Here is a 24973-nt window from a genome sequence, read left to right as displayed (position 1 = left end):
ATCGACAAGCCGACTCTTCAAAACATAACGGATATGCTTCGCCTTCAGCCGTCCGGCCCCAACGGGGCTGGACGGCTGAAGGCGAGGCAACCGGAACGTTTTTGCGGAGCTTTTTTCAAAAAGCGACCCGCCGGAGGCAACTGAATAGTTACGATATTTTAAAAATGCAAAATGTATTTCACCGTTTTCTTATCGCGTTTTTCACCCTTCGGGCGAACCGGGCTAACGTGTCAGGTACCTTTCAAAGCTCAGCATCGCCCGTTGAACGGTGTCCGGCCTGAGGTATAAAAACAGGCCGCAGCCGTTCAGGGTGACGGTTACCCAAAAAAGGGCGCGGAACGATTTTTTCCTGGTTTTGTGGCGAAGGGATTCCTGGGCGATGATGGCTCCGGGCCAGCCACCGGCAAGGGCAAGCAGGTGAAGCGTTCTCTCCCGGGTTCGCCACCTGCTTCCCTTGGCAGCGGATTTGTCCAGCGCATAGGCCAGGAAGGCCGCGATACTTCCGCCAAGATAGACGGCTGCTATGGTCTCCGACACTTCTCCGAGCCAGGCGGCCATCAAGATGCCGAGCAGGAAGCAGGCGGCAGCCGTGATTCGCAATCTCCCCATCACATGGTCCCTTCTCACGGCAACGCCGAGGTCTCTTTTACCCGAAAGTCGGTGGTGCCGATGGTTTGTGCCAGGTCGCCGAAGTAGAGGCAGAAAAGCTCATGGCTGTCCCCCAGGAAGAGGCGTTCACGCTCATGGGGAGGAAGGCCCTCGAACTCCCGCGTGTCGATAAAGGGCGGCAGCACCATGGCCACGTTTTTGGTGATGGATAGCATCTTACCCAGAAGAACGTCCGCAGGCGGCTGTGTATTGGAGCCTAAAAACCGATACACATGCTCGGGACCGGTGACAGCCCAATCCGGGTCCATGAACACCGCGTCGATCATGGAAAGGGTCTCTATGGTCTCAGGGTTCATGATATCTCCTGAGACAAAGGACACCCGCTCCGAAAGCCCTGCCCGATGAACGTTTTGGATGGCTTTTTCCCGGGTGGGTCCATGGATTTCAACGGTTGTTACCCGGGCCGCTGTCCTGGCAAGGGAGATGGTCGTGAATCCCGCACCGCTGCATGTCTCCAGGACACAGCGGCCGGAGAACCGCTTCGCAAAGTGTGAGGTGAAGCGTTCATCGATTCCCATGATGAAGGTGCGCTCGTCTGCGGTGTAGTCGTCGCCGAATTTTTTTCTGATGGCTTCCTGGCTGATCATCATATGCGTCGGATTTCCCATGGTATGCGTTTTTTCGAAGATGCGCGAAACAGGCCGGGGGCTCAGCGCTGGGCATCGTAAAATGACGTATTCGATGGGTACCACAGGCAACAAGGTGAGGCAAAGGGGATTTCAGGGCCAACGCATTTAAAAATGCAGTTGCCTCCGGCGGGGCGCTTTTTGAAAAAAGCTCCGCAAAACCTTTCCGGATAATAAATAGAAAAAGAAGATGGGCTATGCCCTGCAGGGACGAATCTTTAAGAAATAAAACCTGTTTGTCCAACTTTTCAAAGGTTTGGCCCCCGGCAGGGTCGCCGGAAGCCAAACTCTAAATGCGTTCACCCTGAAGGGGATTTGTCTGAAGCAAAAGAGGGCGGGCCGGGAGAGGGCAGATGGGCCCGCAGGTCTCGAAAAGGGCGCATGCCTCTCTCCCGGAGCGCAGGACGGTATTACCTGTTGTCATCCTTGCACGGCAGAGAGATCCCCAGGCAGATGCGTTCCCGCTCGGCGTCGATGCTCAGCACAACGGCATCGATATCATCCCCTTCGGTGAGGTGGGAGATGGCTTCTTCACCATTTTCGTACGGGCTGTCTGAGTAGAATGTCAGGCCGGTAACCCCTCCTTCCAAGGTCACAAAAAGGCCGATGTTGCTAACAGATGAGAGGGTGCCCCGGACCCTGTCGCCTTTCTTATGGGTCTCGGCAAACTGTTCCCACGGGTTGGGGTGGCACTGCTTAAGGCTCAAAGAGAAGGAACCCTTATGCGCGTTGACGTCCAGAACCATGACCTCGATGGTGTCACCCACCTGAACGACGTTGCTGGGGTGAATGTTCGTGTTGGTCCAGTCCATCTCGGAGACATAGACAATGCCCTCGAAGCGATCTTCGATTTCAACAAAACACCCGTAGTCCACGATCCGGGTGACGCGACCACGGACACGGCTTTCCTCCGGGCAGCGTGCGGCCAGGTCCTCCCACGGGTTCTCCCCGCATTGTTTGAGACCGAGGGAGATGGCGCCGCTGTTTGTGTTGACCCGCAGGACCATCACGTCCACAAGGTCCCCCTGGCTGAGCATGTCGGCTGGGCGGAGGGTCTTGTCGGTCCAGTGCAGGTCCGTGGCGTGGAGCAATCCTTTCACACCGTCTTCTAATTCCACAAGGCATCCGTAGGGCTGCAGTTGGGTGACGCGGCCTCGGACTTTCTGCCCTTCCGGGTAGCGGAGGGCAATGGCCTCCCATTGATTCTCGTTATTCATGGGTACTCCTGAATATGCGCGGTGCTGAAAAGTGCAGCGGCAACCCGCTTTTTAGGTGGCTTACCTCGTCGCCGGAGGCAGCCAGGTTAAAGATGCCTCCGGCGGCCCTGCCGGGAGCTAAACTTTTAAAAAGTTTAATAAACAGGTTTTAAAAACAGATTCGGCTTAATCTGAATCAATAGCGAATGTGATTTTCCCTGAGGAACGAAGGGGAAAGCGCATTCGCAACCTGCTTTCGAGGTGGCACACCTCGCCGCCGGAGGCATTGCTTTTGATTTTTGTTATTCCACTCGCTACAGACCCTCGGCCATGCGGGCAGCAAGCTTAGGGAGCAGATCGTTTGCCACGTCCTTGATGGCCCTTTCGGCGGCAGCCTTTCTGCTGCTCGCGCCGCCAAGGGCCGTCCCGTGGGCGGAAGCGATGATGCTGCGGCTGGCCGTGTCGTAGGCGGTCACCGACATGCGTGCGCGGTAGACAACGCCTCGGCCGCGCCTGCCGGAATACTGCACGTCGACTTTTTCAACGACGAGGATCGTTGCCTTGGACCCTGAACCGTTTGTGGGCCTGTCACTATGCTGGCCACGGCTTTGCACCTGAAACCCCTTTTTCCTGAAAAGGTCGGCACTCACCGGAGAGAGTATGGAGGTTGCATCGACACCGGCGTCGTTCTGACGGGTGTGGATCTTGAGCTGCACACAGGATGTTTCGGGCGTTCTCAACGCATAGGTAAACCGTACCGAAGGTCCGGACAAAACCCCCTCCCACGAGGGGGCGGGCTTTTCACCCAACGCGTCTTTGATGATGCGGTTCCAGTCCACGGTTACCTCAACCGGGTTGAGGGGTGTTTGGGTGGCGGTCACCTCCAGGATACGGACGGCAGCCTTGCCGCCCGGGCCTGTGACAACGGCCTGGGCTTTACTCGTCGATCCCGGTGAAAAGGTAGCCTTTACCGGCAGGTTGGCCAGGGGCGTGGTGCCATGGACCATGGCCTTAACGCGCAATGGCTCGGCAAGGCCGCTGCCCTTTTTGGCGGTTTGCATGTCTCCGCCCAGGCCCATGAGGCTCAGGCTGCCTTTGATCTTTGCCACTTCATCGTACGGGTCGCGGGGAGGCGTCTCCTTGCCCGCCGGTGCCATGGGGGCCAGGACGGCGATCATCTGCCTGTTGTCCATGTACCTGCGGTAATGGTCCAGGGCTTTGATTCCCTTGTGCAGGGCGCCGATGGTGTCCCCTTTTACCAACAGCCCTTTGCATTGGCGGGATAATTCAGAGACACGGGCGCTGTGACGAGTCATCTCCGATGCCAGCCGGTGGGCAGTTTCCGGTTTATTCAGCACGGCAATGGCGTAATGGAGCTGGTCCTTTTTGCTGTAATAGCGATCGGCGATGGTGATTCCCTGGAGCAGGATGTCGACGTTTTCCGTTGAGTCGATGGCTGTCTCCGAGATGTAGGTCTGGGGCAAAGACGCTCTGGTTTTCTGCTTTTTACGTGAGCTGAGGCTACTCTGGATATTGACCCTCAGCTGCTTGGCCACCTCCAGGCGTGCGTTGGCATCGGCTTTCTGCACATCTGCCTGCGGGTCCCGCGATCGGGAGGAGAGGCCCACCCCCACAAGGAATTGGTCCGGTGCATATCCGGGGTGTGTGCTGTTTGTCACCCAGGCGGGCTGCCCTGCGCTGCAGCCTGCCGCAAGGATGAGAAGGACAACAGGGATCAGTTTTTTCATGGACATGATGATCTCCGAAATGGGTGGTGGGTTTCCGAGGCAGGGTGCAAGCGCCCTTGCTGACCCGGAAGCCCAGAATACCAGTCAGCAGCGTATCAGGACGCCATGGTCACAATGGTGAGATGCGCCGTATTGCAACGGCGCGACGATGTGACGCCCTGTTCTTTCAGCAGCCTGTCGTCCAGCCTGAACTGTTTGATTTTTTCGAGCTCCTTGAAAAATACATCGTCGGGGCTGAGGGTGCAGGCCCGCTTCAGCTGTTCCAGGGCTTTGGTGTAGTGGCCGCTGTAGCCGTAGGCCACGCCCAGGTCATAATGGGCCCGTGCCCGAAGTTTTTCATCGATGTCGGGGTTTCTCTCTGCTTCGGCAACCGCGGTTTCAAACATCTCGATGGCCGTTGCCCAGTCCCCAGTTTTGGCGAATTTAATGCCGGTCTCAAGCCAGGGGAGGTCATCGTCGTCATAGAGTTTCACGCTGTTGTAAACGGTGTAAGGTGCGATCATTCTCATGAACTTGCCGATCAATTTATCTTGCAAAGAGGTGAACACCTTCTCTTTGTCCCAGGTGACCTCCGGCCTTTCTTCCCGTCGCGACTTGGATTTGGACTTGGTCTCGTCAATTACTTTGGTTGCGATGATCTCACCGGTGGAGGTGTCCACCATTTTAAAGCCCACCTTGAGATGCCAGTTGCCCTTTACCTTGTAGCGGCGGCATGAATATTTTTTCCCGTCCTCACGGCAGGTTGCCTTGGAGGAGCTTCGTTTCTGGGAGTATTTTCGTTTGTACACCTGCCCGAAGATCAACGCACTGCTGCCCATGACTTTACCTAACCTGACGGAGTTGTTTGGGTTGGCAATATCGGACATGGAGAGGTTTTGTTCTTTTAAGATGCGGTTCAGGTTCGTCCGGTCCAGAACATGGAACCGGTCGCTCTCGAAGAGCTGTTGCGTCAGGGTGTCGCTGATTTCGCGGCCATGGGTCCCCTTAAAGGGAAAGACCGTGACATTTTTGTATGATGAAAGGTTGATCTCAGCAGGCTTTAGGCGCGGCACTTTCAGCTTGGATGCACAGGATGTCATCAGGATACAAATGAAAAAACAGGAAAATACAGAAATGGTGCATTTTTTAATAAAACAAAATCTCATACGACCCCCTCGGATTCGATGCAATAAGGAACAACACAATGTCAACCCAGAATCGAAGGGTACTACTATAGCCCAATATATTTAGTCAATTTGTTTCTAAAAATTGTGACTGGCTGGTAGGTGTGGGACAAGGTCGTCCGGAAGGGGATGGGGCGACTGGTTTTCGGAAGGGCAACGGGTGGGGGTGCTGGACGCATCGCGGTTGTTTTCGGAATCGGGCACGGCAGGCTGCTGAAGCCAATGCGCTGTGCCCGATGTCTACGATGGAATCAGGATGGGCTTTTAATGAGTACTTTTTTTGAAAAACCCTGTTTGATATCTACGAGGCTGATGTGGAAGTCGCTGTACTCTGCCTTCAGGGCTCCCTTTATCGCTATAATTTGAACAGGAATCATGGAGGCCCAAATGATAAATGGGCGAAATTTTGCCGTAATGGAACGTTCGTGTAACATGATGGCTCCACCGACATCAATGAGGGCGAAGAAAAGGCCTACTATGATTCCGATGAGAACAGAGAAGGCAATGGTTCTCCAAAGGAAGCTGAACCAGACTTTAATTGCTACTTTCCACGATACATCCACTGCGGTTACCTCCATAACATTGAAATTGTTTTCTGAATGCTTGCTGGATAATGCTGAAGCGCTTAGCTGTGAACAGTGTTGGGGCTATGCCCATGGGGTTGAATTGATACGTTCGCTGGGTGGTCATTTCTATGTGTATGGCGAATCACTTTTTGAGATATTTATACTTTTTAAAAGAAAAGTAAATAAAAAAATGAGGTGTGTATTTGTGATTGCTTTTTCGCGAGTACAGAGGCGGGGTGCACATACTTTCAGATGTATAGATCGGTAAATTGCCACAATGCGAATTTGATTTAAGTCATTTTTGTATGACGTGTATTTTCTTTGCAACGACAGAATAGGAATGCCAGTGCTTATCGCCTGCCGTGGCTGTTGGGCCCATTTCGTCGCGTTCATGGAAATACTCCATCTTAAAGCCGGAAAACATGCCGTAGACCTGATCCACGCTCAGGAAGGTCATGGCTGTGTTGGCCGACCATTCATCGCGGTCACCGAAAAGGGTCCCGGCAAACCGACCACCAGGCTGGATGGAACTGGCAACAATCTTCCAGAGGGTATGGAATGCCTCCGGTCTGCAAAATGGGAGGGATAAGCTGGCGTTTACCAGCAAAGCGGTTGGCAAAGACTGAATTTCTTCAAACATCGACACGCGGGTTTTCAGGTGGTTCGCATGGGGAGCGGCTTTATCCTCAACCGCGCGTATGGCTTCCGGTTCCTTGTCGACTGCAAAGACGGACCACCCCGCAGTCAGGAGCTTCAGGGAATCACCACCGGCACCACACCCCAGGTCTACAGCGATTTTTTCTGCGCCATGGAAGGGCTCATGGTCAAAAAAAGACAGCGCTTTTACAAGCGTAGGCCTGGGAGGTATGTCGTTTGTCTTGTGGCAGTATCTTTTCCAGTTGAGATGGTTCACCTGTCCCCCCCTTTTCGTGTCATGGGATGCGTGAATGATCGTAAAACGGTCTGTGATGGGGTGCAACAGGAAAATAAACAGCGTGGAGAGGATGAAAGAAGGCTGGTATTTCAGTGATGTAATGAGCCGAAGGCGGATTTTCAAAGGGTAGGGTGCTTCGTATCAACCGAATACTGACAATTGGCTTTTTACCGTTACGCCCGGACGTTTATGGTATCCAGGCGTAACGGTTTATGAAGGCCTACTGGCCCTGGTATGCAGCGATACCCGGCCAGTTGCCTCTGTCCGTAAAGTCATTCACCCCAATGGCGGACGCATCCGGGGAGCCTTTCATCACCTCTTCCAGCAACTGGGTGCACCATTTGAATGTTTCCATGGCTTCTCCAAGGCAGTTGTGGCGAAACACGGAGATGTGGGCAACGAGCCCATGGTCGGTACAGGTGATTTTCATTTCGTTTGCAAAGCCTGAAATGTCCTCTTTTTCAGCGTCGATGGACAGGAGGAACAACCCATCACCGATGGCAAAGGCGGCGACACTGTAAAACGCCTCTTTTTTGCTGTTCAGGGCTTCTTTTAAGAGGCCTGGCGCCTGTTTTTCGTCTTTGTTTACCTTGATACAGATGAAGTAGGGATCATCATAGTCATCCAGGCCGTCAATGTAGCTCTTGGCGTCCTCTGGAAGTGTGAGGGTGTCATATATATCGCTGCTTAACATGCGGTATCCTTTTATGCTCTAAATCGTCTTTCAGTGGTCGTGCTTAAGGTGCTTTGCTGCAAAAACAGCCCTGCTTTAAGTGGGCTATGGGCTGAGGGGACTACCCAAGTTTGTTATTTCAGTTCTTCGCTGAAGGAATGAAACCCTTTCATGTCGGACATGGTGACCGTCTGGTCGATCTCATCCAGAACCCAGCCTTCGGGGCCCCTGATGAATTTCCACAACTCGACAAACCCTTCGGGCGCATCTTTTTTGCCTGAAATCAGCTCCCCGCTGGTGGTGTCGATGGTGTAGTCGACCATGCGGCCCTTGATATGGGCCCAGAACCTGTCCCGTGAATCGTCTTTGTAGTCTGCAACTTCGACGATTTTGGCCTCTTCAAGGTTGATGCCTTCGAGGATGTTCTGCCTGTTCTGGGAAATCATCATGTCGGTCTGTGTTTTGTGCTTCAGGTAGAGCCGTTCGCTGATGTAGTCCCGGGCTACCTCCTGATCGCGCTCCATCCACGCTTGTTGAACTTTGAAAAAGGCAATCTCCACCCGTGATTTGATGTTGGACATGTCCCAGGAGGCATCATGGGCGGCGAGCTGCTCGATGAGGCCCTTGCATTGCTTGTTTTTCTTGACGAGCATGGTGGTCGTGATGCCGGAGTACATCATGAAAAATGGCGTCAAAAGAATGCCCCAGATGCTAAATCTTCCTCCACCACCGCCCCTGGAGCTGCTGAACCCACCGAACCCGCCGCCACCTCCGGCCCTTGCCATGGCCTCCTCGGGAAAAACGCCCAAAAGGAACAGGGTTCCGCATACAATCAATGCCGCCAGGATATAGTGGTGTGTTTTTATCTTAAAATTCATGGTGTCCTTGTGTTGATATGTTGTTGGCGTCAGCCCTCACAGCGACGCAAATAATCACCAATAGTCAATTCCAGCGCGACAATTGAGCACAATCAAGAGTAAAAAACAATGATAAAAATAACAAGGCAGACGCCTGGTTAGAAATGCAGGCAGGAGGGCTCAAGGAATGGCGGGCAGGGAAGGGGTGTGAAACATGGCTCTGGCCAAGGGATAAGCCCGTGCCGGTGACCGGCAGGGAGGTGAGACCCTCTGGGGTTTTCCGTTGGCCAGATTTGGAAAAAAATAAGAATAGGTCTTGATTTTCTCAGGTGGGGTTACTCAACAAGGAGCCCACAAGACCAATGAAGTACGTGATGAAAATAATGATTTTTGTCGGCTTTTTGAAGTGAGGGCTTTTCCACAGCCCATAGAGCCCAAGTGGAAAGAAAAAAATCAAAAGCAGAACCACTTTCCAGTTATGATCATACCAATTGGTGCCGCTGTCGATGCTGTCTGGATGGGTCTCCGGGTCGTTTTCATGCTTTTCGGCTACCTCACGAGCCAGGCTTTCGATTTGATCCCTTGGCATGTCAACCATGTCTTCCAACACATCAATGACACTGTCGATGGACTCTTTTCGCTCATTTTCCAGTTTCTGCTGCTGATCTGTTTGTCTCACTTTTTCAATGATTTCAGCGGTAATGTCCTGGGTGTTATCTTTGCTACCAAACATAGTGAGGCTTGTCTTTCTACTTTTTATGCACGTTGATCCTGATGACAATGTCCCTGAACGCATCACGTCAAAGGGTTGGCGGGCCTGCAGGCTACATGGACGCCATTGGATAGCCTGGATGAATCCTTACCTTTTGATCTCAATAATTGCAAGTGAGTATTAGTGGCCGTAGGCAAGCGGGTCAGGCAAACCAAGTGCATCAGGACCTGGTATCCTTTTAGCGGTCATCCTTTGTCCAGGAAGCAAGGGTGTTGCTGTAAAACATCCTGAGGACCTTGGGGGTGCCTCCAAGGGTTCTGCGCAGTTCATCAACAAACATGGCCGGGGCATACCCTTTCCGAAAGGTGGTGTTGTACCCGGTTTGGATGAGGTAACCATCTTCGTGCCTGCCGATTATCTTGTATTTGTGCTCCACTGGCCACACTCCCTGGACCGTGAGGTACGCGGTTCCCCCGGTGTGAAGGCACCCCTCGATGCATCGGTAGGCTTCGGCGCGGTCTTCAGGGGGCAGGACATTGAGAACATAACTGGCGATGATGACATCGTACGTCCGTTTCAGAACGTCCCTGTCCGGGTAAAAGTTGGGGTCATAGTCCGCCACGTCACGAGCTCCTGCAGCCAGCAGGTCCTTACGGGCCATGCATTCGCGACCGGTTCCCAGGTGCAATACCGTGCGGCCCCTCACAAGGCCCTGGTCGCATAGGTATCGAAGGGGTTGGGATGATCGCCTGGAATGGTCGAGGGCCGTGAGCCTGGAAGCGGTGACCATGGGGGCGTGGGCATGGGAGGCCATGTTTGCAAGGTCTGCTGCCAGGGCCTTTTCTATGCGCTCAAGGGGGACGGACCAGTGGCCCGTTGCCGATGAAAAGGTGCATTGCCTGGCATGTGATGCATGCACCGTGTAGGTACCATCCCGTCCAGGGACGATGTTCCATCCAGCCTTGAGCATCCGCTGTGACAGTTTCATGGGTGGTGGCAGATCCTTTCCGGGCCATGTGCCAGCCCGTTGCTCCACCTCTTTACCACAGCATCTCGTGCAATAAAACCGTATGGGGACAGGCTCTATTAGCTCTTTACCTTAGCTGCCTTGGCAGTCAAACAAAGAGTTCAGAGCCGCAGGCACACTGGAGTACATGATTTTCTTCGAAAAGTGAAATGGCTTTACGTCGATTTTCGTTTCTTCGAACATGTTTATGGATCCGGTAGGGACATATTCCTGGCCATTGAATTTAAACACCCGCATGGTGGGATTCAACGTGATATACGCGTCATGGGATACCTCTGAACGATACTGTGTGTCCAAGGCAAGGATTTCATTACCGCTGTCTGCGTCGATGTCTCCATAAAACAGATATGTTATGCCTGACGAAAAGAGTTTAAATCCTTCCTTGGAGAAGGTACTTGAGCCAGGCAATGACAGAACGGGCTGAAAGGAGAAGTCCGGCAGAATCGACACAAACAGGTCTGAGGATGAGCTCAGGTGTCCGGACCCTGCCAGCACAGACCACAGGTTGACATGGATCCCCTTCTTGCCCTCCGGTATCTCAAATGATTCCATGACGCCGTCCATCTCGGAAAAGTGGCCGGGATACTCAGTATACGATGTCAGACGATCGGTGATGTCCATGGAAGACAGAACCGCAGGCGAGTCCCCGGATATGTTTACGGTGGACAGGTAGGCGGTATGGCCCTTGTCTTCAGGATGGGGGCCGGTCTGGGTTGCCGCATACAGTACGACCACCACATCTTCAGATACCTGGCTTTTTGCGTATATCTGAACCCTTGAATCCATTTTCCTGGCATCTGCTTGGACGATATCGCTGGAAGGCAGGTTGAGTAACAGGAACGTCTCAAGGTCCGGTTCAGCAAAAACGGTGTGAACGTTCAAGACAAAGATCAGAGTGAGAATGAGTTTATTCATCATGTTTTGTGGTGTCCTGTGTGGATTATGTGGGTACTCCAGAGATATTATCTAACCCTACCATCACTCCAACTATCAGGAATCCAGGAAGGCCAGTCTTGAATGCATGGAGCGATATCGGGACCGAATGGATTGGGATGTTCAAAGATTATTCATCCGGCCAGGAGAGAATTCTTTGTCTGATCTCATGGCATTGATCCGGACGGTTTCTTACTAAATATGCCAAATCCAAGATGGCACCACCGCAGGTCGGGCATTTTTTTAAGGTGACTTGGCCTTTGGGAAATACATCCAAGCAACCCTCACACACACGCCATTCCTGTATGTTGCAACTTTTTTCCGAGTTGTATTCTTTGATGCATCCATAAATGAAGGCAAAAATTAGAATGAAGGACCCCAGCATAATGAGACAATAGCCAGTTTCTTTTGGGACCATAAACCCATATTTGTAATCCCACTCATCGAAATAGTAAATTGTCCCGAGGATGATGAAGGATAGTCCTAAAAGAAAATTTTGCATGTTTTAAATCTTTGAGAATTCGAGAAATGGGTGAACTCGGGTTTTTGATGGTAGGGTGCGCCGTGCGCACCGTATGGCGTTGCAATACCCTGTGATATTACATAAAACGTTGTATTCTCGATCGTGTTGTGGGGCCACATGCCGGAGGGGTGAAGGCGCAGCTCCTTAGCCTTTGACATTGTAAGAAAGATGCTGCTATGCGGCTCTATTACTGCTATCGCGTGATTTCTCACACGTTTAGATCAAACCCCAAATCAATTTCACTTGCCGGAACGCCACCACGGACGCCCCAATTATCCAGTTCAGGTTCATAAAGAACAACGACGGCACCATTGTCTTGATAACCGAGATCCTTTAACCCACTGAATATTAGCCTGTATAATGATTTCTTCGCAGCAGCCGACCTGCAGGGTAGAATTGTAATTTCGATAATTGTGAATTTATTTGTTCTGTCACTTGGAACTTCAAAAAGAACCGGTATCATACTCGATAATTCTTTGTACTCTGTCTTGATCCGGAATTTTGAGTGCTTCAACCAAAGATGAGTGAATGGTATTCAGCAATATCTTTTTTTAGAATCAGATCACCTCTTTAGGATGCTGATTTTTACTAAAGGCATTTTATTGAATCCTTACATGAAATATGCGCTGCCCACCTACTTCAGCGAAACAAAAGAAATGGTCTCGTCTTGACATTGGACAGAATTATCCAGCTAAGGGGTAAAAGCTATCATATCGATCCTCACAGATAATCTTTCGTTATTTAGTCGGAATGTCAGATTGTAAAACGTTCTGGGAAAGACAATCTGTTAAGGGGCATGCCATGAAGATGCCTTTGGATAGAGTTAAGGTGGAAATCCGATCCAACAGTTACATCGATATTCTTGACTTCGACCCCTTTTTCTTTAATCCCACCAATTGAATAATCCCTCACCCAGGGTTTTCGGCTTCCAGTGTTTGATATCGTAGTTATGCAGATATGGCCTGCTTGAGAATGGACCATCAAGTTCCTTTTTTAGCAATACCTCGATACCATAGCTTTCACGGAGACTGCTTGCCAGGCCAGAATGATCCGTGAATTCGAGCCCCCATGTCATGGGGTGGAACGTCTTAGCAAATGCCCAATCATCATTGATTGAGCACAACACAAATAGTGTAAGGCCATGTGGATGACTTAGTTGACACGCGTGGAAGTTGGGGGTGATGCTGGCCTTATGGAATGTGCCAACTGTCATGCCCTGCGCTTGGGCAATGCTGTAAATAACCTTTTTGAAGTTCGGCATGTTCATGATGGTTGGCTGATAATACTGGAATTCGCCGGGTGTGCGACGAGGACCGACAACGGTGAATAAGTTATACTGTGTTAGAGCCGGAAGCGCTTGGAAACGCCCAGCTGTAAACCCGTCCGGTGCAATGACTTGTGTACATCCGGCATGGGGGCAATTTTATGCGGTGACCCGGAAGTTTAACCGGGACGTCCTCTGTGGGTGAATCTTTTCGATCAAACAACGGTTTAGCATAAGCACTAGTCTAAGGCAAGGGAGGCGTCGTGTGGTTCCGTCTGGAGGAGATGGAGCAGAGCGGAATCACGAGCATCACCGAGAATGACCGGAGGGAGTGGTCACTCTATGGCAAATTTACGAGCCGACGAACAGACAAACCGACAGGAGCAAGGGGGGCGTATTGATTCGGGCCCGAAGGGTGGGTAGCAGGACGTTCTGAGTCACCAGCTTACAAGAGCAAGTCTCTGGATGAGTCAGCACAACATGACGAAGTCCAGGATTCGAAGAAATACGGAAAATTCTGCGGTTGTGTAAAGAATGATCGCGTTCTTATACCCCTCAAGGGGCACTCAAAAGAGTTCGGGAAGGCCTGTTCGGCTTTGCGGTTAGATGGCAGCGCAGGATGTGGCAACACAGCCAGTGTTCGAGCAGGAGGCAGTAGAGGTCATGGTAGGTGTAGGACCGCTTCATGGACGGAGTTCCGTTTGGAAACGAGTCGCGAGACACCCCGAGGTAATCGCTGAATGTTTCAGAAGACCCTACATATGTCCAACAACCTCAACAATTTCAACAACCAATACAAGTAGCCAGGCAAAAATAGCCAAGCCTGTAGCTGCTGCTGCGATATCTTTGATGATCCCGATTTTGTCATGATACTCGGGATGGATGAAATCACAAATGGCTTCTATACTGGTATTGAACATCTCTGCACTCAACATAAACACCGTAGCCAATACAATAATAGACGCATCTAAGGCACCATTGTAAATCACAACAGGTATTAAAATGACAACCGAAATCATAAACTTGTGCAAAACAGAAAAATCAGATGCAGAATAACGCAAACCTTGCATAATCACCTTGAACTTACGAAGAGGATTATATCCCTCCTCCCCTGTGCCTAACAGCTTGTTTTTCATTTGAGAACCCCCAAGTCTATGAGATATATAACGGTGCCAGTCCATATTGATACTACCAATACGCCTGCTATCACATCACTGGGGAAATGAACTTGAAGATACATCCTGGAGATCCCAACCATGACAGCAAAGCTTAAAAACAGTGATGCGAAAGACGTTTTAAAAGAGGTATCCAGTGAGTAAACTAATAGTGACAACATCAATGCAAAGGCAAAAGCCTGTGTCGTATGCGCACTTGGATATGAAGAATCATAAGGCATAGTCATCTTGTTTTCAAATAGTTCAGGCCTTGGTCGTTCTATGAGGGACTTCATGATATAAGTAGTGGATACTGCGCCTATAAAGCCTATATTGAACACAATGGCAGCCATGCGATAACCATGAAATATCAACCCTATTGTTATGCCAGCCAATGTGGGCAACAAAATCCAAAGTGATCCAAGCCAAGTAATAAGATTAAAAAACGAGTTTAGAGTTAAACTTTCTATAGAATCAAACCATGCAAGAACCTTTTCATCAAATCCTGTAGTAATATTTTTATTTACTATAATTGTGAGCATAATTAAAAAAAACACGTTTATAATAATAAAAAAATGCATTTTATGCCTTTATGCATACCCCACCGACTGAAGACGGTGGCTTAGGGTTACATGTGTTACTGGAAGCAGTGGCCCAGATGCCGTGCCCGTGTTCGAAACCTCATAAGACTTGGTTGCCCGCTGGACGACGCGATTTCCGTTGGAATGAGCCGGAAAGGACCATGGTATTTATCGAAAACGTTTGCCATGCAACGCGCAATGAACAACAAGTGGCTTGCAAGACAGGGACTTGTCTCCATTAGGGATGAGTGGGTGAATATTCATTACCCGGCTACGGTCCGGTTATCTTCGTGAACCGCCCGGTGCGGACCCGCATGCTGGGTGATGTGGGGCTGGGGGAGAGAAACCCCCGACTACCTGTATCGCTACCAAAACTTCCACCATTTCTTTTTATATGGTGTAGCTACTTTATATCCAGTAGGCTGCTTTTCTTCTTCTGTTCGATTGTCCTGATAGATAATACCTTGAAAATTATCATTATACCCAGTTAATATGATCTTTTTTGAATCTAACCAATACAGTACCTTTCCTGCTTCATTACGTACTTCGGGGTAAAAACTATCAATTAACTCTATTTGTTTAGGCGACTCAAGTTTTTCCCAAGTATCAGCATCATAATTTTTCGGAGGAACAGTAACGGCCAATCCGTAGCCTAAACCCAGATTATCCAAAAAACTATAACCATCACAGTACAAATCATAGCATTGCTCAATGTACATATGAGCATTAGGTGGTCTTTCAATAACCTTCTTAAGTACTCGCCGCAGTCGCCATTCATAATATTTGCCACGGTCTATGTATCGTATCAGAATTTTCTCAGCTTCATAAAGCGAAGACGGTAATTTGTACGCCAACGAAATTAAATCTAAGTACTCTTCTGAAGTGAGCAGGCCCTCTAATCCCTTTTCAGAATACACCCATCGCTCAAAATCTGTTATTTCGATTTTTCTTGCAATAAGTTTAAATACTATTAGTTCAAAATCATTCAAAATTTACACTTTATACAGGTGACGCGTGGCTATGCCGATCCAAAAAGCTGATAGGTGCAGCAGTTGAAGTTTCGAAAGCCGTGGCCAGCTTTTTGGGGGCGGCCATGATCCAATTGTTATGTGTTTTTTATGTAATCACCACGGCATGGTTCCGCTTTCAATACAGTAGTAACCGCCATTTTCTATTTTATTTTCAATTAGCAGAGCATAAATTTTTTGAGCTGATTCATAAGGCGTCATATGCGCGTCAGAAGCACCACTTGATGTGAGAAGTCTACCAGGATGCAAAGCACAAACTTTGAAGCCATTAGGCCCAAGTTCTTGTGATAAACATTGCGTCAGCATATTTTGAGCGGCTTTTCCTATTCGGTAACTATAGGAAAAACCTTTATCTGCGAATTCCCCAAGCGCATTTCTTGACATTGAACCCAATCGCGAAGAAATATTGATAATGATCGGATTTTTAGATTTGGCAAGCGCGGGATAGGAAACTTTAGCAACATTGAATGCTCCAACACAATGAATCCTAATTTGCATTTCGATTTCATAAGACGAAGTATCTCTAACTGAAGAACCGCTGCTTCCTTTGCCTGCGTTGTTTATAAGGATATCAATTTTATTATTTTTCAGATATTCGAGTTCTATTAACTCAGAATAGTTCGTAATATCAGCAACCAACACGATACATTGCGGAAAATGTTTATGAACAACTTGCTTTGCCGACTCACTTCGAACGATTGTCACGACTTCGTTGCCTGATTCTAAGAAAACGTTGACGAGCTCAAAACCTAACCCTCGGTTTCCTCCAGTGATAAGTACTTTCATCTTCGTTCCTTATGAATAACGCTACGCTCAGAGGCGTCAAAAAGTGGAGCGAGAAACGAGCGCAGCTTTTTGGCGTCCCTTGCAGCGTGTTGTGTACGCCCGGCATGTGCGTGATCTTATGAGGTGACCCGAAAGTTTTTTTCGGAAAGTCCTCTGTACGTGAATCCTACTGACCAAACAACGGTTTAGCACAAGTACTAGTCTAAGACAAGGGCGGCGCCGTGAGGTTCCGTCTGGAGGAGATGGAGCGGAGCGGAATCATGAGCGTCAGCGAGAACGACCGAAGGGAGTGGTCACTCTACGGCAAATCTATGGGCCGACGAACAGAAACAGCATACAAGGCCAAGTCTCTGGCTGAGTCAGCACAAAATGACGAAGTCCAGGATTCGAGGAGATATGGTAAATGCTACGTATGTGTAGAGAAAGATGACGCAATTACGCCCCTCAAGGTGGGACTGAAAAGAGTCCGGGAGGTCTGTTCGACTTTGCGCCTGTATGGCAACGCTGGTTGTGGCAACACAGGCAGTGATCGAACAGGAATCAGCAGAGGTCATAGTAGGTGTAGGAATACGTCATTGACGGAGTGACTTATGGAAACGACCGCGTGACACCCCGAGGTAATCGCTGGAGGACTCACCCTGCCGAAGGACCGAACATGACGAACAACGTCGCAACCATGTGCTCTGTTGCTACAATAAATCCGACAGGAGGATTATGGAACAGGCGCGGCGTGGGTTACATGCCCTTGAAGGGTTAAAAGTGGAAACCGTCATCTTGGTATAAAATTCGATTTTAACACTTTTTCCTGGCTACGGACCGGATATCTTTGTGAACCGCCGGGTGGTGTGGGGTCTGGGGGAGAAAAATCCCCGGCTACCCGATTACGCAAAATTTCTTAACCTTCAATCGGTTGTGGCCAATTTGATACCTAACCCAACAAATAAGATTCCAAGTCCACGATCCATCCAACGTGATACATGTGTGTTGTTGCTGAGATAAGCAGTTAGCTTGCCTCCGACAAGAATTAAGGGTGGTTCAATGAAGCCAGCTACGACAATGATAAGAATACCGTGAAGAAACAGCTGTGCACTAGCAGGGCCTGCCCCCGTCTCAACAAATTGCGGAAGAAATGCTAAAAAGAAAATAGCAACTTTTGGATTTAATACCGAAACCAACACCCCCTGTTTGAATATCTCTATCAAGTTTTTTGAAGATATTTGGCCATTTACAGACAAATTGGTACCTTTTGAGCGCAATGCCTGTATACCAAGCCAAATCAAATAAGCAGCACCAATCCACTTGACTGCTGAAAAAGCAATCGAAGAAGTCGCCAGTATAGCAGACAAACCTAATGCCGCAAAAATAACATGTATAAATGCCCCTGTCCAAATACCAAACATTGCTGAAAATCCCGACTGAACACCCCTTTTTACTGTTTGGCCAAGAATAAAAGCTATATCTGGGCCTGGAGACAAGTTTAACAAAATAGCTGCTGTAAAAAAGGTTGCCCAGTGGGCAAGAGAATAATCAAACATGTTTTTAATTCCTTGTTCAGATTACAATTATATTTTCATTTTAAAGCATAACGCGTGCTTTACCGGACAGGTGCCGAAGCACGACAGGGTATGATATTTGATTACAGTCGGGAGACGAAGACGAGTAAAATACCGCACTTGCACCCGCTCAGCGTGCAAGCAATTGTTAGCGTAGCGATTTTTTCATATAAAGCAGTCCAACGCCCTGAGATGTTTCTGAGTGGGTATAAATTTTGTAACCCAATTTTTGATAAAGATGGATGTTTCGGCTGCTTTTTATTCCTGTAAATAATTTTAAGGTAACTTTTTTATCAACAATTTGCTCAACTCGTTTCATCAAGACTGTCCCAACGCCTTGATTCTGAAAATTTGGATCTACAATCAGACGTTCTATTTCAATTTCATTACGATCAACCGTGAAACGTACAGAACCTATTATTTTGCCATTAAATTCGGCTTTTAAAAACACCTTGTTTTCAAACTCATCTTTCAATGATTCCAAAGTTTGGACCAATGGTGGCAACTTGTAATTGTTGTAAATTTTTGCCTGCCCCTCAAATGAGGATTTTTGGATTCTCCAAATTTCAGGAGCATCCGATAACTTTGCCTTAGCAATCGAAATCATATCAATACATCCATATCAACTGAACGCTAACAAGCCTGTAGAATAACCCCTTTTTCAGGAATGCTTCTTCAGGCTGATTTTAAAGTAAAGTTTTCAGCCGACAACACAATTCAGCCAACGAAAATACTCACGCCATATCTGAACTTTATGTAACCCCGATCTGCGGGGCAGGACCATATTTTGCTGCGATCAAGTGTCCACTGAGAACTTCTCAGCCAGCATCCTCTTGCTCAGCACCAGGCATATCGAGCCAGCTTCCCTATGTTGTGAACCATGGCAAAGAGTTTCCATTGCGTATCGACCTTGCCCCGTCCTCTCAGGGTAAACCGATTCAGCCCGAGGGTGCCTCTGATGTTACCGAAGACCGGTTCAATGGTGCCCATACGTCTGCTGTACCAGAATCTGCCTTTGGGTGTGTCAAAACGTTTAATCATACTCCTTATAGGAGTATCCATCTGACGCATGGTGTTGGTGAAGACGGTTACATGCCTGTGTTCGACTTTTATTCCGCGAATGCATTTGGCTCGAAGCTCACAGGCTCTGCAATCCGTTTTCTTTGCCGCGTATGTGATTCCTTTAAGACCTTTCTGGTCTTTAAAGTTGCTGTTTTCAACATAGAGTTCACTTCTGGCCGGGCAGATGAGCTTTTTCTTTTCAGGGTCGTACACAAACTCACTGGCCTTAAAATACTTTGCCTTTTTGACGGTTTTCCGCTTATCAATCGGCCTTTTGTGTCTGTCTGCTGTGGCAAAATTGGGGTCACGTTTTCGGAACTGGTTGTCCGGGATGTATGCTTTAATTTTTTCTTCTTCGATCCATTCGAGCCCATCGGATGAATGAAAGCCGGTATCTGCCGTGATGATAGTATCCTCGAGGGCATCGGCATCTCCCTCAGCCAGGTTCATCGTGTCTCGGGCACCATCAATCATATCCTTTAAAAACAAGTGCTCTGTTGATGAGCCATAGGCCTCAGCATGGACAATGACCTGCTTTTTTTCATCTGCGACAGCAATACCGGTATAGCCCTGAATTACACCATGTGACGTGGCCATCTTAGCGCTTTCATTATCCGTAAGGTTACTTTGGATAGGCTTGCCACGAACTCCGATTTTTTCTTCTCCCTCGTCCAGCCAAGCCTGAATCTTTTTCGCTTTCTTCTTCAGCTTTTTGACGGCTTTTTTCTCTTTTGACGTCATATCAGACCCTTCGTCACCACTTTTGTCCTGGGCCTGGTGCGTTTTAAGGATCAACTGAATAGATTTTTCGATCTTTGCCTTTTTACGGATGAAATCCTTACGGGTTCCGCTCCACTCTTTAGAGGCGTTTGAGCTGATCTTACATCCGTCAATGGCAAACATCTTTTTGCCGATCAACCCTTCCATGGAACAGATTGCAACCACTCGGGTCAAAAGCACAGAAATCTCATCCCCATGAGAAGAAACGAACTTGGCAATGGTTGTAAAATGGGGCCGGGTATCACCGGCCAAGGCAATAAAAGTCACATGACACTCGCAACAAGATGCAATCCTGCGGCTGGATATAATCCCCAGAGAATAAACATACAAAATGACTTTTAAAAGAACGGCAGGATTGTAGGCCGGAGCACCCGTCTTGTCGTTGCTGAAATGCTTGTCAAAGATCGAAAGGTCAAGTTCGTTATCCACCAAATGATCAATGGCATGAACGAACGTGCCGGGTATGATTTGCTCATCGAACCGGACTGGAATAAACATCGACTGGGCTTGAGAATAACTTTTGTATCGAACCATACTCACCTCGCTGTTTTATCTGAAGAGAGCATAGCAAATATTAAGCTGTAAATACCGCTTGATATCTTGAAATTTTACTTATTCTACAGGCTCAACGCAGCGCATGTGTTGCCGCTGAACGAATCGAGGGCAGTGGCGCGGAGCACCAGCGGTTCCTTACTATTCGTTTGTTAGGTCTCTGTAATTTTGAAAGATACGTCTCTATAAGGGGCGGAAATTATTAATCCTGTTTTAAGGCATTGACCAGTGACAAATGATAAACTGGTTTTCGAATATGGCTCACTTGGGTTTGTAAATTCCCGGAAGACAAACTCATTATCATCATTAAACTTATCTGTTTTCCATACTATCATGTTTGATAATCCATTATCTGACTTATCGTCTGTACCAATAAGAACTTTTACATCATGAGGAATTACCAAAATGATCTTACTTTTGGTCTCCTCGTTGTAAAAGGCATACCGACCAAAGTCTTTATCGAGTGGGATGCAAACCAAATTGGCAAATAGAGTTTCTGTAATATCATCCCATTCATCATCTCCAGGTGATATATTGGCGACCCCTATATTGTCCCATATCGAATCAATGGCATTTCTAAAGTTATCAAGTGCTTTGTTTATATCCATCCTTGTGGCCTAACGAGCCTTGGAGATTAATTCTTTTTTCAGAATATCTTTCCAAGCTTATTTCAAAGAAAGTTTTTTCGCATTCATCACAATTCAGTCAACGAAAATATTCACGCCACATTTTGGTCATCGATACGACCGCCGCGAGCTTTTCGATCAGACTCATCAGGCATAGTGCCTCAAGCTTCCTATTTTGTCGGCAATTGCAAAGAGCATCCACTACGTATTAACCTGACCTCTCCTAAATCTGGGTAAATCGATTCAATTTGAGGGGGCTCCTGATGTTACCGAAGACCGGTTCTATGGTGTATAGACGCCTGCTGTACCAAAACCTGCTTTTTGGTGTTTCTGAGAGCTGAATCATTCGACTTATTGGCATATTCCGTGGACATAAAGAGCTACTAAAAGAATCAAAATATCAGATGTATAGGTTCAGAGGCTTCGTTTGTTTCTGTCGTATTTACTGGTTTGATCTGAGAGTTATGCTGGATAGGAAATAATTTAGATCTTTCAAAGCTGTCTCATAGCATGTAAGTGGTGATAAAATCAAAACATAAGATATGTATTTGTCGTTTTTGTTGTGATCAATAAAAGACGCATATCCTAAACTAAAAAATGACTCAAAAGACATGGCTTGGATGATACCTGCAATTAAGTTGAATGGTTCAACTTGTATAGGTGTTATGCTAACAGTAGTAATCCAATCCTTTTGTTCATGCTCCCAATAAAATTCATTAAAGACTTTGGTCGGGTTTTGATGCTGGTCATAATTGTCAATAAAAGAAGTGAGTTGATTGCTGTAGGATACATCTTTTTGTATGTTTATCTCAGCAATAATACTGATTCTGGTATTTTTATTGTAAAGGACTATTGCGTGGTCTTCACTCTGTGCTTGGGCCAAATCTTTTAAACCACCTGGTGCATTGTAGGGGGTGTAAAGTTTGTAACCTTCTGGAGCCCGGAAAGAGGCATTGTTCTCTATGTCTTTGTATGAATTATCTGTATGATCCCACTTAATGTTTTGAGATGTAGCACAAGCAGACAAAGCTGAACAAATAAAGATAACAAATAAGTTTTTTATACTTCGCATTTTTTCTCACTGACCGTCTGTACTTAGTGAAATATTGATTGGGTCACTTTTTCGAGCCCGGACCCCTTTACATCGGTCTATCCCATCTGGGAAACCGATTCAATTAAAGAAAACTTCAGTATGGTTTTCATGCAGCTGTTGCCGCAGGAGCTGTATTTTATCAGATCAAATCTGTTTCAGAATCAAAAATGTCAAAGGTGTAGGCTTGACTTGCCCCTTCATCCTGACCACGAAACGGAAAAGTTAAGGTGGGAAAAACCTCCTTTTTGGGGCTTACTCGCAGCTACCTCAAACGACAGGGAGCCCTGCTGTCAAGGCAGCGAAATTCGGCTTGTCCTTTATTGCAAGGCGAGCTGTCGTATCCTGAGGCTTGGAGTTTTACCCTTACCACGAGTTTTATGAGCACCTCATTGAGGCGCAAAATGACTCGTCCGGTATATGTTTGTCCCGTTTGGAGGACTCTCCCTTCTTGGAACTACAGGATTTTAACTATAGCAATTCTGGCAAAAAGTACAATATAGGAAAGTGGCCAGAATAGAAACATGCTCAGCTTTCCTCGAGATACATTTTCTAATGTGTTGTAGACGGGATGCCAATCAATAAGCCTTCGTAAAACAATTCGATTCATAACAAAACCAGAGGCCAAATAAAGCAATAAGACGAATGAAGAATCTAAGTTGGAAAATGTAACTATTAATAGTGCTGTATATATTCCTAATGCTGAAAATATTGACATGGTTTTTTGTTCTTCTTGTACATCAAAATCACTCATTAATTACTCCTTTACTGTGAACGCTAAAACGAAAATCAATTATTACGATGAGCTTTTTGATATTAGGCTTGAAAAAGCTCTATTATGGATATTTCGATTTTTGGAATCCTAAGAAGTCTCTAAAATAACACCATTTCCATAAATGCCTCTTCGGCTGATTTTAAAGAAATCCTTCAGGCAAATGCCACAACTTTCACCATATCTGATCTATATAGAACCTGGTTTTCCAGGCTATATTCCCTTTTGTTGTTATCGATGTGACTGTCTGGAGCTTTTCGACCAGACCCATCACGCTCTACACCAAGCATAGCGAGCCGAATTCCCTATGTTGTGAACCATTGCAAATAGTTTGCATTGTAGTCCAATCTTGGCCCGGTTATTTAAAGTAAGCCGATTTAACACTTTAAGCGCCTGATATTGAGTGAAAAAATTAGTTTAATGGTGCCCATTCGTCTGCTGTGCCAGAACTTGTTTAGAATGTGCCCAAGCACTAAAATTCTATAGTTACAGAAGTCTTCGCGTACAATATAGTGTATCGAGGGCGCGCGAACTGTTCCTGTCCACGGGGCTGGCCCCTGTGATTCTGGCACCGGCATTCCAGACAAACGTTTTTACGTCATACCCCTGGCATCTTGATTTTTCAATTTAAAAAACTTGTCATTCCTTGAGAGAGAACTTTGGATAATTTTCATGAAATGAATGGAATGTTTTGTCGTGTTGTGGCCGAGGTGGGAGAGCGAAGAGTTCATGCAATTGTGGCCATTATCATAAAGGCGTATGAACGATACTTCTGCTTATTTCGAAATGAATAACCATGGGATTTGTCAGTAAAAAAGTGTTGACACATGAAAAAGATGGATTTAGGGTGGGGCGTAATAACTAGTTATTACGGAGATCATGGAATTCATGAAGCGACCCGACAGGATGTCCTACCATCCTGCCAGGCCTGACCAAAAACAACCTTCATCGGAGGTCGTCATGGCTACACGGTTTTTTACACCACACTCACCCCCTTTTCAAGTCGTATTTTCCTCACCACGCGCAATCTTGCGCTCCCTCAACAGGCGGTACAGCCGTTTTAAATGGCCCATGAACACAGGTGGTTCTGACTGATGGGCGGGAAAACGCCCCTTCGGATTTCTGCGTGCGTTCAAACAGAATGGGTAATAGCGGTGCTGCGTCTGGTTTCCTCCTGCATTTTGCCGAAGGTGCGTTTTCCTTTTCCTGATGTCTGAGCAGGGCCTTTTGTTTTCGGGCAGGGCGATTTTTTTCCACAAAATCTTATGAAGATATCTATGCGGGGAATCAGGATCCGTGAATAGGGATTGATCAGCTTATAGGTGAAACGGAGGCTTCGTGCTGCATGGCGTGATTTTGAAGGATCGACATTTGTGGGTTCTTCTGGTGCACGGAGTGCACCCTACGGGCTGAGGGGTATTGGAGGGCTGAGTACCACCGGGGTGACTTCTTTCACTATTTCTCTTCAGGGCCGGTGGCTTGTTGTTATTTGTCGATGGATGAAACGGTTGCTTCACATTCTATTCACTACTCCCCAATCACTACTGACTAAAAAAGGTTTCCACCATGACCTCATCAAACAGCCACTCCCCCGGCATGTTTTCCGGGTCGGAGATTTCAGAGTTGTGTGATTCCGTCAAGGATATACACCGGTTGCTGCAATCTGTGGGTGACTTTATTGCGGAGCTGGAAGGGGCCGAAGATCCTGGCGGCAACGGCCTGCAACTGGATTTCAAGCGGTGGGGGATTCGGACCATCACTGAAGATCTGCTGGCCCGGCAGTATGCCAAGATCGACCGCATGGCGGCCATTTACAAAGAAGAGCAGGAGAGGATGAAAGGGCGGGGGGCAGAGTTCGGGGTGATCATGGCTTTCGAGCGTCTGAGGGGTGAGATGCTCCGCCCGTTGTGCCGTATGGCGGTAGAGCGCCGTGAATCGTTCCCAGGCAGAGCCTGGGAACGAAAGATAGCCTGATACGTTTTGTTGCCTCTTACCCCCGATCTATATCACGGGCGCAGTCCGTCAGCACATGCGAAGGGGCGAAGCCCCGGAGCATGTGCGAACCTGGGATCCAAGGGCTCAGCCCTAAGCCGGAGGC

25 protein-coding genes are annotated in these 24973 nt (G+C 47.8%); 1 reads left to right on the top strand and 24 read right to left on the bottom strand.

All coding sequences use genetic code 11. The annotated features are described in order from the left end of the window. Window positions 1–222: 222 nt before the first annotated feature. The 24 genes from ACOYW0_RS04080 to ACOYW0_RS03965 form a co-directional block, all read right to left on the bottom strand. Window positions 223–609: a DUF1294 domain-containing protein gene (locus tag ACOYW0_RS04080; RefSeq protein WP_482417293.1), complete on the bottom strand. Its 387-nt coding sequence runs from the start codon at window positions 607–609 to the stop codon at window positions 223–225. 14 nt (window positions 610–623) lie between these two features. Further along, window positions 624–1259 (bottom strand): hypothetical protein, encoded by a 636-nt coding sequence (locus tag ACOYW0_RS04075; protein ID WP_482417292.1) that lies wholly within the window; start codon window positions 1257–1259, stop codon window positions 624–626. Between the two features lie 446 nt (window positions 1260–1705). Continuing rightward, window positions 1706–2512 carry a S1 RNA-binding domain-containing protein gene (locus tag ACOYW0_RS04070; protein ID WP_482417291.1) on the bottom strand — a complete coding sequence of 269 codons (807 nt, stop codon included), beginning with the start codon at window positions 2510–2512 and terminating at the stop codon, window positions 1706–1708. A gap of 293 nt (window positions 2513–2805) precedes the next feature. Continuing rightward, entirely contained in the window at window positions 2806–4239 is a 1434-nt protein-coding gene (locus ACOYW0_RS04065) for a hypothetical protein (RefSeq protein WP_482417290.1), read from the bottom strand. 95 nt (window positions 4240–4334) lie between these two features. Then, on the bottom strand, window positions 4335–5318 hold the full coding sequence (locus tag ACOYW0_RS04060; protein WP_482417289.1) for a CsgG/HfaB family protein: 984 nt from the start codon (window positions 5316–5318) through the stop codon (window positions 4335–4337). Between the two features lie 335 nt (window positions 5319–5653). Then, the gene (locus tag ACOYW0_RS04055; protein WP_482417288.1) at window positions 5654–5965 is read right to left on the bottom strand and encodes a hypothetical protein; all 312 of its coding nucleotides are present in this window, start codon (window positions 5963–5965) and stop codon (window positions 5654–5656) included. A 298-nt stretch (window positions 5966–6263) separates the two neighbouring features. Continuing rightward, window positions 6264–6881: a class I SAM-dependent methyltransferase gene (locus tag ACOYW0_RS04050; RefSeq protein WP_482417287.1), complete on the bottom strand. Its 618-nt coding sequence runs from the start codon at window positions 6879–6881 to the stop codon at window positions 6264–6266. Window positions 6882–7122: 241 nt separating this feature from the next. After that, window positions 7123–7596 carry a hypothetical protein gene (locus tag ACOYW0_RS04045; RefSeq protein ID WP_482417286.1) on the bottom strand — a complete coding sequence of 158 codons (474 nt, stop codon included), beginning with the start codon at window positions 7594–7596 and terminating at the stop codon, window positions 7123–7125. 113 nt (window positions 7597–7709) lie between these two features. Next, window positions 7710–8453, bottom strand: coding sequence for a Tim44 domain-containing protein (locus tag ACOYW0_RS04040; RefSeq protein ID WP_482417285.1), 744 nt, complete (start codon window positions 8451–8453; stop codon window positions 7710–7712). Between the two features lie 304 nt (window positions 8454–8757). Next, entirely contained in the window at window positions 8758–9165 is a 408-nt protein-coding gene (locus ACOYW0_RS04035; RefSeq protein ID WP_482417284.1) for a hypothetical protein, read from the bottom strand. Between the two features lie 217 nt (window positions 9166–9382). Beyond that, the gene (locus ACOYW0_RS04030) at window positions 9383–10132 is read right to left on the bottom strand and encodes a class I SAM-dependent methyltransferase (protein WP_482417283.1); all 750 of its coding nucleotides are present in this window, start codon (window positions 10130–10132) and stop codon (window positions 9383–9385) included. A 111-nt stretch (window positions 10133–10243) separates the two neighbouring features. Further along, the gene (locus tag ACOYW0_RS04025; protein WP_482417282.1) at window positions 10244–11089 is read right to left on the bottom strand and encodes a hypothetical protein; all 846 of its coding nucleotides are present in this window, start codon (window positions 11087–11089) and stop codon (window positions 10244–10246) included. A 746-nt stretch (window positions 11090–11835) separates the two neighbouring features. Further along, window positions 11836–12090: a tautomerase family protein gene (locus tag ACOYW0_RS04020; RefSeq protein ID WP_482417281.1), complete on the bottom strand. Its 255-nt coding sequence runs from the start codon at window positions 12088–12090 to the stop codon at window positions 11836–11838. Between the two features lie 420 nt (window positions 12091–12510). Then, window positions 12511–12894 (bottom strand): hypothetical protein, encoded by a 384-nt coding sequence (locus ACOYW0_RS04015; RefSeq protein ID WP_482417280.1) that lies wholly within the window; start codon window positions 12892–12894, stop codon window positions 12511–12513. A 752-nt stretch (window positions 12895–13646) separates the two neighbouring features. Continuing rightward, complete coding sequence (locus ACOYW0_RS04010; RefSeq protein WP_482417279.1) at window positions 13647–14027, bottom strand: diacylglycerol kinase; 381 nt, start codon at window positions 14025–14027, stop codon at window positions 13647–13649. Further along, entirely contained in the window at window positions 14024–14587 is a 564-nt protein-coding gene (locus ACOYW0_RS04005) for a phosphatase PAP2 family protein (RefSeq protein ID WP_482417278.1), read from the bottom strand. Before ACOYW0_RS04005 ends, ACOYW0_RS04010 begins: the two co-directional genes overlap by 4 nt. Window positions 14588–14991: 404 nt before the next feature. Next, the gene (locus ACOYW0_RS04000) at window positions 14992–15615 is read right to left on the bottom strand and encodes a hypothetical protein (protein ID WP_482417277.1); all 624 of its coding nucleotides are present in this window, start codon (window positions 15613–15615) and stop codon (window positions 14992–14994) included. Between the two features lie 135 nt (window positions 15616–15750). Next, window positions 15751–16440, bottom strand: coding sequence for an SDR family NAD(P)-dependent oxidoreductase (locus ACOYW0_RS03995; protein ID WP_482417276.1), 690 nt, complete (start codon window positions 16438–16440; stop codon window positions 15751–15753). 902 nt (window positions 16441–17342) lie between these two features. After that, the gene (locus ACOYW0_RS03990; protein WP_482417275.1) at window positions 17343–17975 is read right to left on the bottom strand and encodes a LysE family translocator; all 633 of its coding nucleotides are present in this window, start codon (window positions 17973–17975) and stop codon (window positions 17343–17345) included. Window positions 17976–18141: 166 nt separating this feature from the next. Then, a complete protein-coding gene (locus tag ACOYW0_RS03985) occupies window positions 18142–18600 on the bottom strand; it encodes a GNAT family N-acetyltransferase (RefSeq protein ID WP_482417274.1) in 459 nt (152 codons plus the stop codon). Between the two features lie 230 nt (window positions 18601–18830). Continuing rightward, window positions 18831–20369, bottom strand: a complete 1539-nt coding sequence (locus tag ACOYW0_RS03980) for an IS1182 family transposase (RefSeq protein WP_482417273.1) — start codon at window positions 20367–20369, stop codon at window positions 18831–18833. A gap of 170 nt (window positions 20370–20539) precedes the next feature. Beyond that, window positions 20540–20995 carry a hypothetical protein gene (locus tag ACOYW0_RS03975; protein WP_482417272.1) on the bottom strand — a complete coding sequence of 152 codons (456 nt, stop codon included), beginning with the start codon at window positions 20993–20995 and terminating at the stop codon, window positions 20540–20542. Window positions 20996–21455: 460 nt separating this feature from the next. Then, window positions 21456–22085 (bottom strand): hypothetical protein, encoded by a 630-nt coding sequence (locus tag ACOYW0_RS03970; protein ID WP_482417271.1) that lies wholly within the window; start codon window positions 22083–22085, stop codon window positions 21456–21458. Window positions 22086–22560: 475 nt separating this feature from the next. After that, a complete protein-coding gene (locus tag ACOYW0_RS03965) occupies window positions 22561–22857 on the bottom strand; it encodes a hypothetical protein (RefSeq protein ID WP_482417270.1) in 297 nt (98 codons plus the stop codon). Between the two features lie 1584 nt (window positions 22858–24441). On the opposite strand from ACOYW0_RS03965, the gene ACOYW0_RS03960 reads away from it, so the two are divergent. Next, the gene (locus tag ACOYW0_RS03960) at window positions 24442–24849 is read left to right on the top strand and encodes a hypothetical protein (RefSeq protein ID WP_482417269.1); all 408 of its coding nucleotides are present in this window, start codon (window positions 24442–24444) and stop codon (window positions 24847–24849) included. The last annotated feature ends 124 nt before the right edge of the window (window positions 24850–24973 follow it).

This window comes from Desulfoluna sp. HI9BLuna, from assembly GCF_056829775.1.
Note: the sequence above shows the minus strand (reverse complement) of the source record. Positions and strands in the feature narration are given on the sequence as shown.

Excerpts from the sequence above, each read along its gene's own strand:
- ACOYW0_RS04080 (WP_482417293.1), bottom strand. The coding sequence starts at position 609 with ATGGGGAGATTGCGAATCACGGCTGCCGCCTGCTTCCTGCTCGGCATC.
- ACOYW0_RS04075 (WP_482417292.1), bottom strand. The coding sequence starts at position 1,259 with ATGATGATCAGCCAGGAAGCCATCAGAAAAAAATTCGGCGACGACTAC.
- ACOYW0_RS04070 (WP_482417291.1), bottom strand. The coding sequence starts at position 2,512 with ATGAATAACGAGAATCAATGGGAGGCCATTGCCCTCCGCTACCCGGAA.
- ACOYW0_RS04065 (WP_482417290.1), bottom strand. The coding sequence starts at position 4,239 with ATGAAAAAACTGATCCCTGTTGTCCTTCTCATCCTTGCGGCAGGCTGC.
- ACOYW0_RS04060 (WP_482417289.1), bottom strand. The coding sequence starts at position 5,318 with ATGACATCCTGTGCATCCAAGCTGAAAGTGCCGCGCCTAAAGCCTGCT.
- ACOYW0_RS04045 (WP_482417286.1), bottom strand. The coding sequence starts at position 7,596 with ATGTTAAGCAGCGATATATATGACACCCTCACACTTCCAGAGGACGCC.
- ACOYW0_RS04040 (WP_482417285.1), bottom strand. The coding sequence starts at position 8,453 with ATGAATTTTAAGATAAAAACACACCACTATATCCTGGCGGCATTGATT.
- ACOYW0_RS04035 (WP_482417284.1), bottom strand. The coding sequence starts at position 9,165 with ATGTTTGGTAGCAAAGATAACACCCAGGACATTACCGCTGAAATCATT.
- ACOYW0_RS04030 (WP_482417283.1), bottom strand. The coding sequence starts at position 10,132 with ATGAAACTGTCACAGCGGATGCTCAAGGCTGGATGGAACATCGTCCCT.
- ACOYW0_RS04025 (WP_482417282.1), bottom strand. The coding sequence starts at position 11,089 with ATGATGAATAAACTCATTCTCACTCTGATCTTTGTCTTGAACGTTCAC.
- ACOYW0_RS04020 (WP_482417281.1), bottom strand. The coding sequence starts at position 12,090 with ATGATACCGGTTCTTTTTGAAGTTCCAAGTGACAGAACAAATAAATTC.
- ACOYW0_RS04015 (WP_482417280.1), bottom strand. The coding sequence starts at position 12,894 with ATGAACATGCCGAACTTCAAAAAGGTTATTTACAGCATTGCCCAAGCG.
- ACOYW0_RS04010 (WP_482417279.1), bottom strand. The coding sequence starts at position 14,027 with ATGAAAAACAAGCTGTTAGGCACAGGGGAGGAGGGATATAATCCTCTT.
- ACOYW0_RS04005 (WP_482417278.1), bottom strand. The coding sequence starts at position 14,587 with ATGCTCACAATTATAGTAAATAAAAATATTACTACAGGATTTGATGAA.
- ACOYW0_RS03995 (WP_482417276.1), bottom strand. The coding sequence starts at position 16,440 with ATGAAAGTACTTATCACTGGAGGAAACCGAGGGTTAGGTTTTGAGCTC.
- ACOYW0_RS03990 (WP_482417275.1), bottom strand. The coding sequence starts at position 17,975 with ATGTTTGATTATTCTCTTGCCCACTGGGCAACCTTTTTTACAGCAGCT.
- ACOYW0_RS03985 (WP_482417274.1), bottom strand. The coding sequence starts at position 18,600 with ATGATTTCGATTGCTAAGGCAAAGTTATCGGATGCTCCTGAAATTTGG.
- ACOYW0_RS03980 (WP_482417273.1), bottom strand. The coding sequence starts at position 20,369 with ATGGTTCGATACAAAAGTTATTCTCAAGCCCAGTCGATGTTTATTCCA.
- ACOYW0_RS03975 (WP_482417272.1), bottom strand. The coding sequence starts at position 20,995 with ATGGATATAAACAAAGCACTTGATAACTTTAGAAATGCCATTGATTCG.
- ACOYW0_RS03970 (WP_482417271.1), bottom strand. The coding sequence starts at position 22,085 with ATGCGAAGTATAAAAAACTTATTTGTTATCTTTATTTGTTCAGCTTTG.
- ACOYW0_RS03965 (WP_482417270.1), bottom strand. The coding sequence starts at position 22,857 with ATGAGTGATTTTGATGTACAAGAAGAACAAAAAACCATGTCAATATTT.
- ACOYW0_RS03960 (WP_482417269.1), top strand. The coding sequence starts at position 24,442 with ATGACCTCATCAAACAGCCACTCCCCCGGCATGTTTTCCGGGTCGGAG.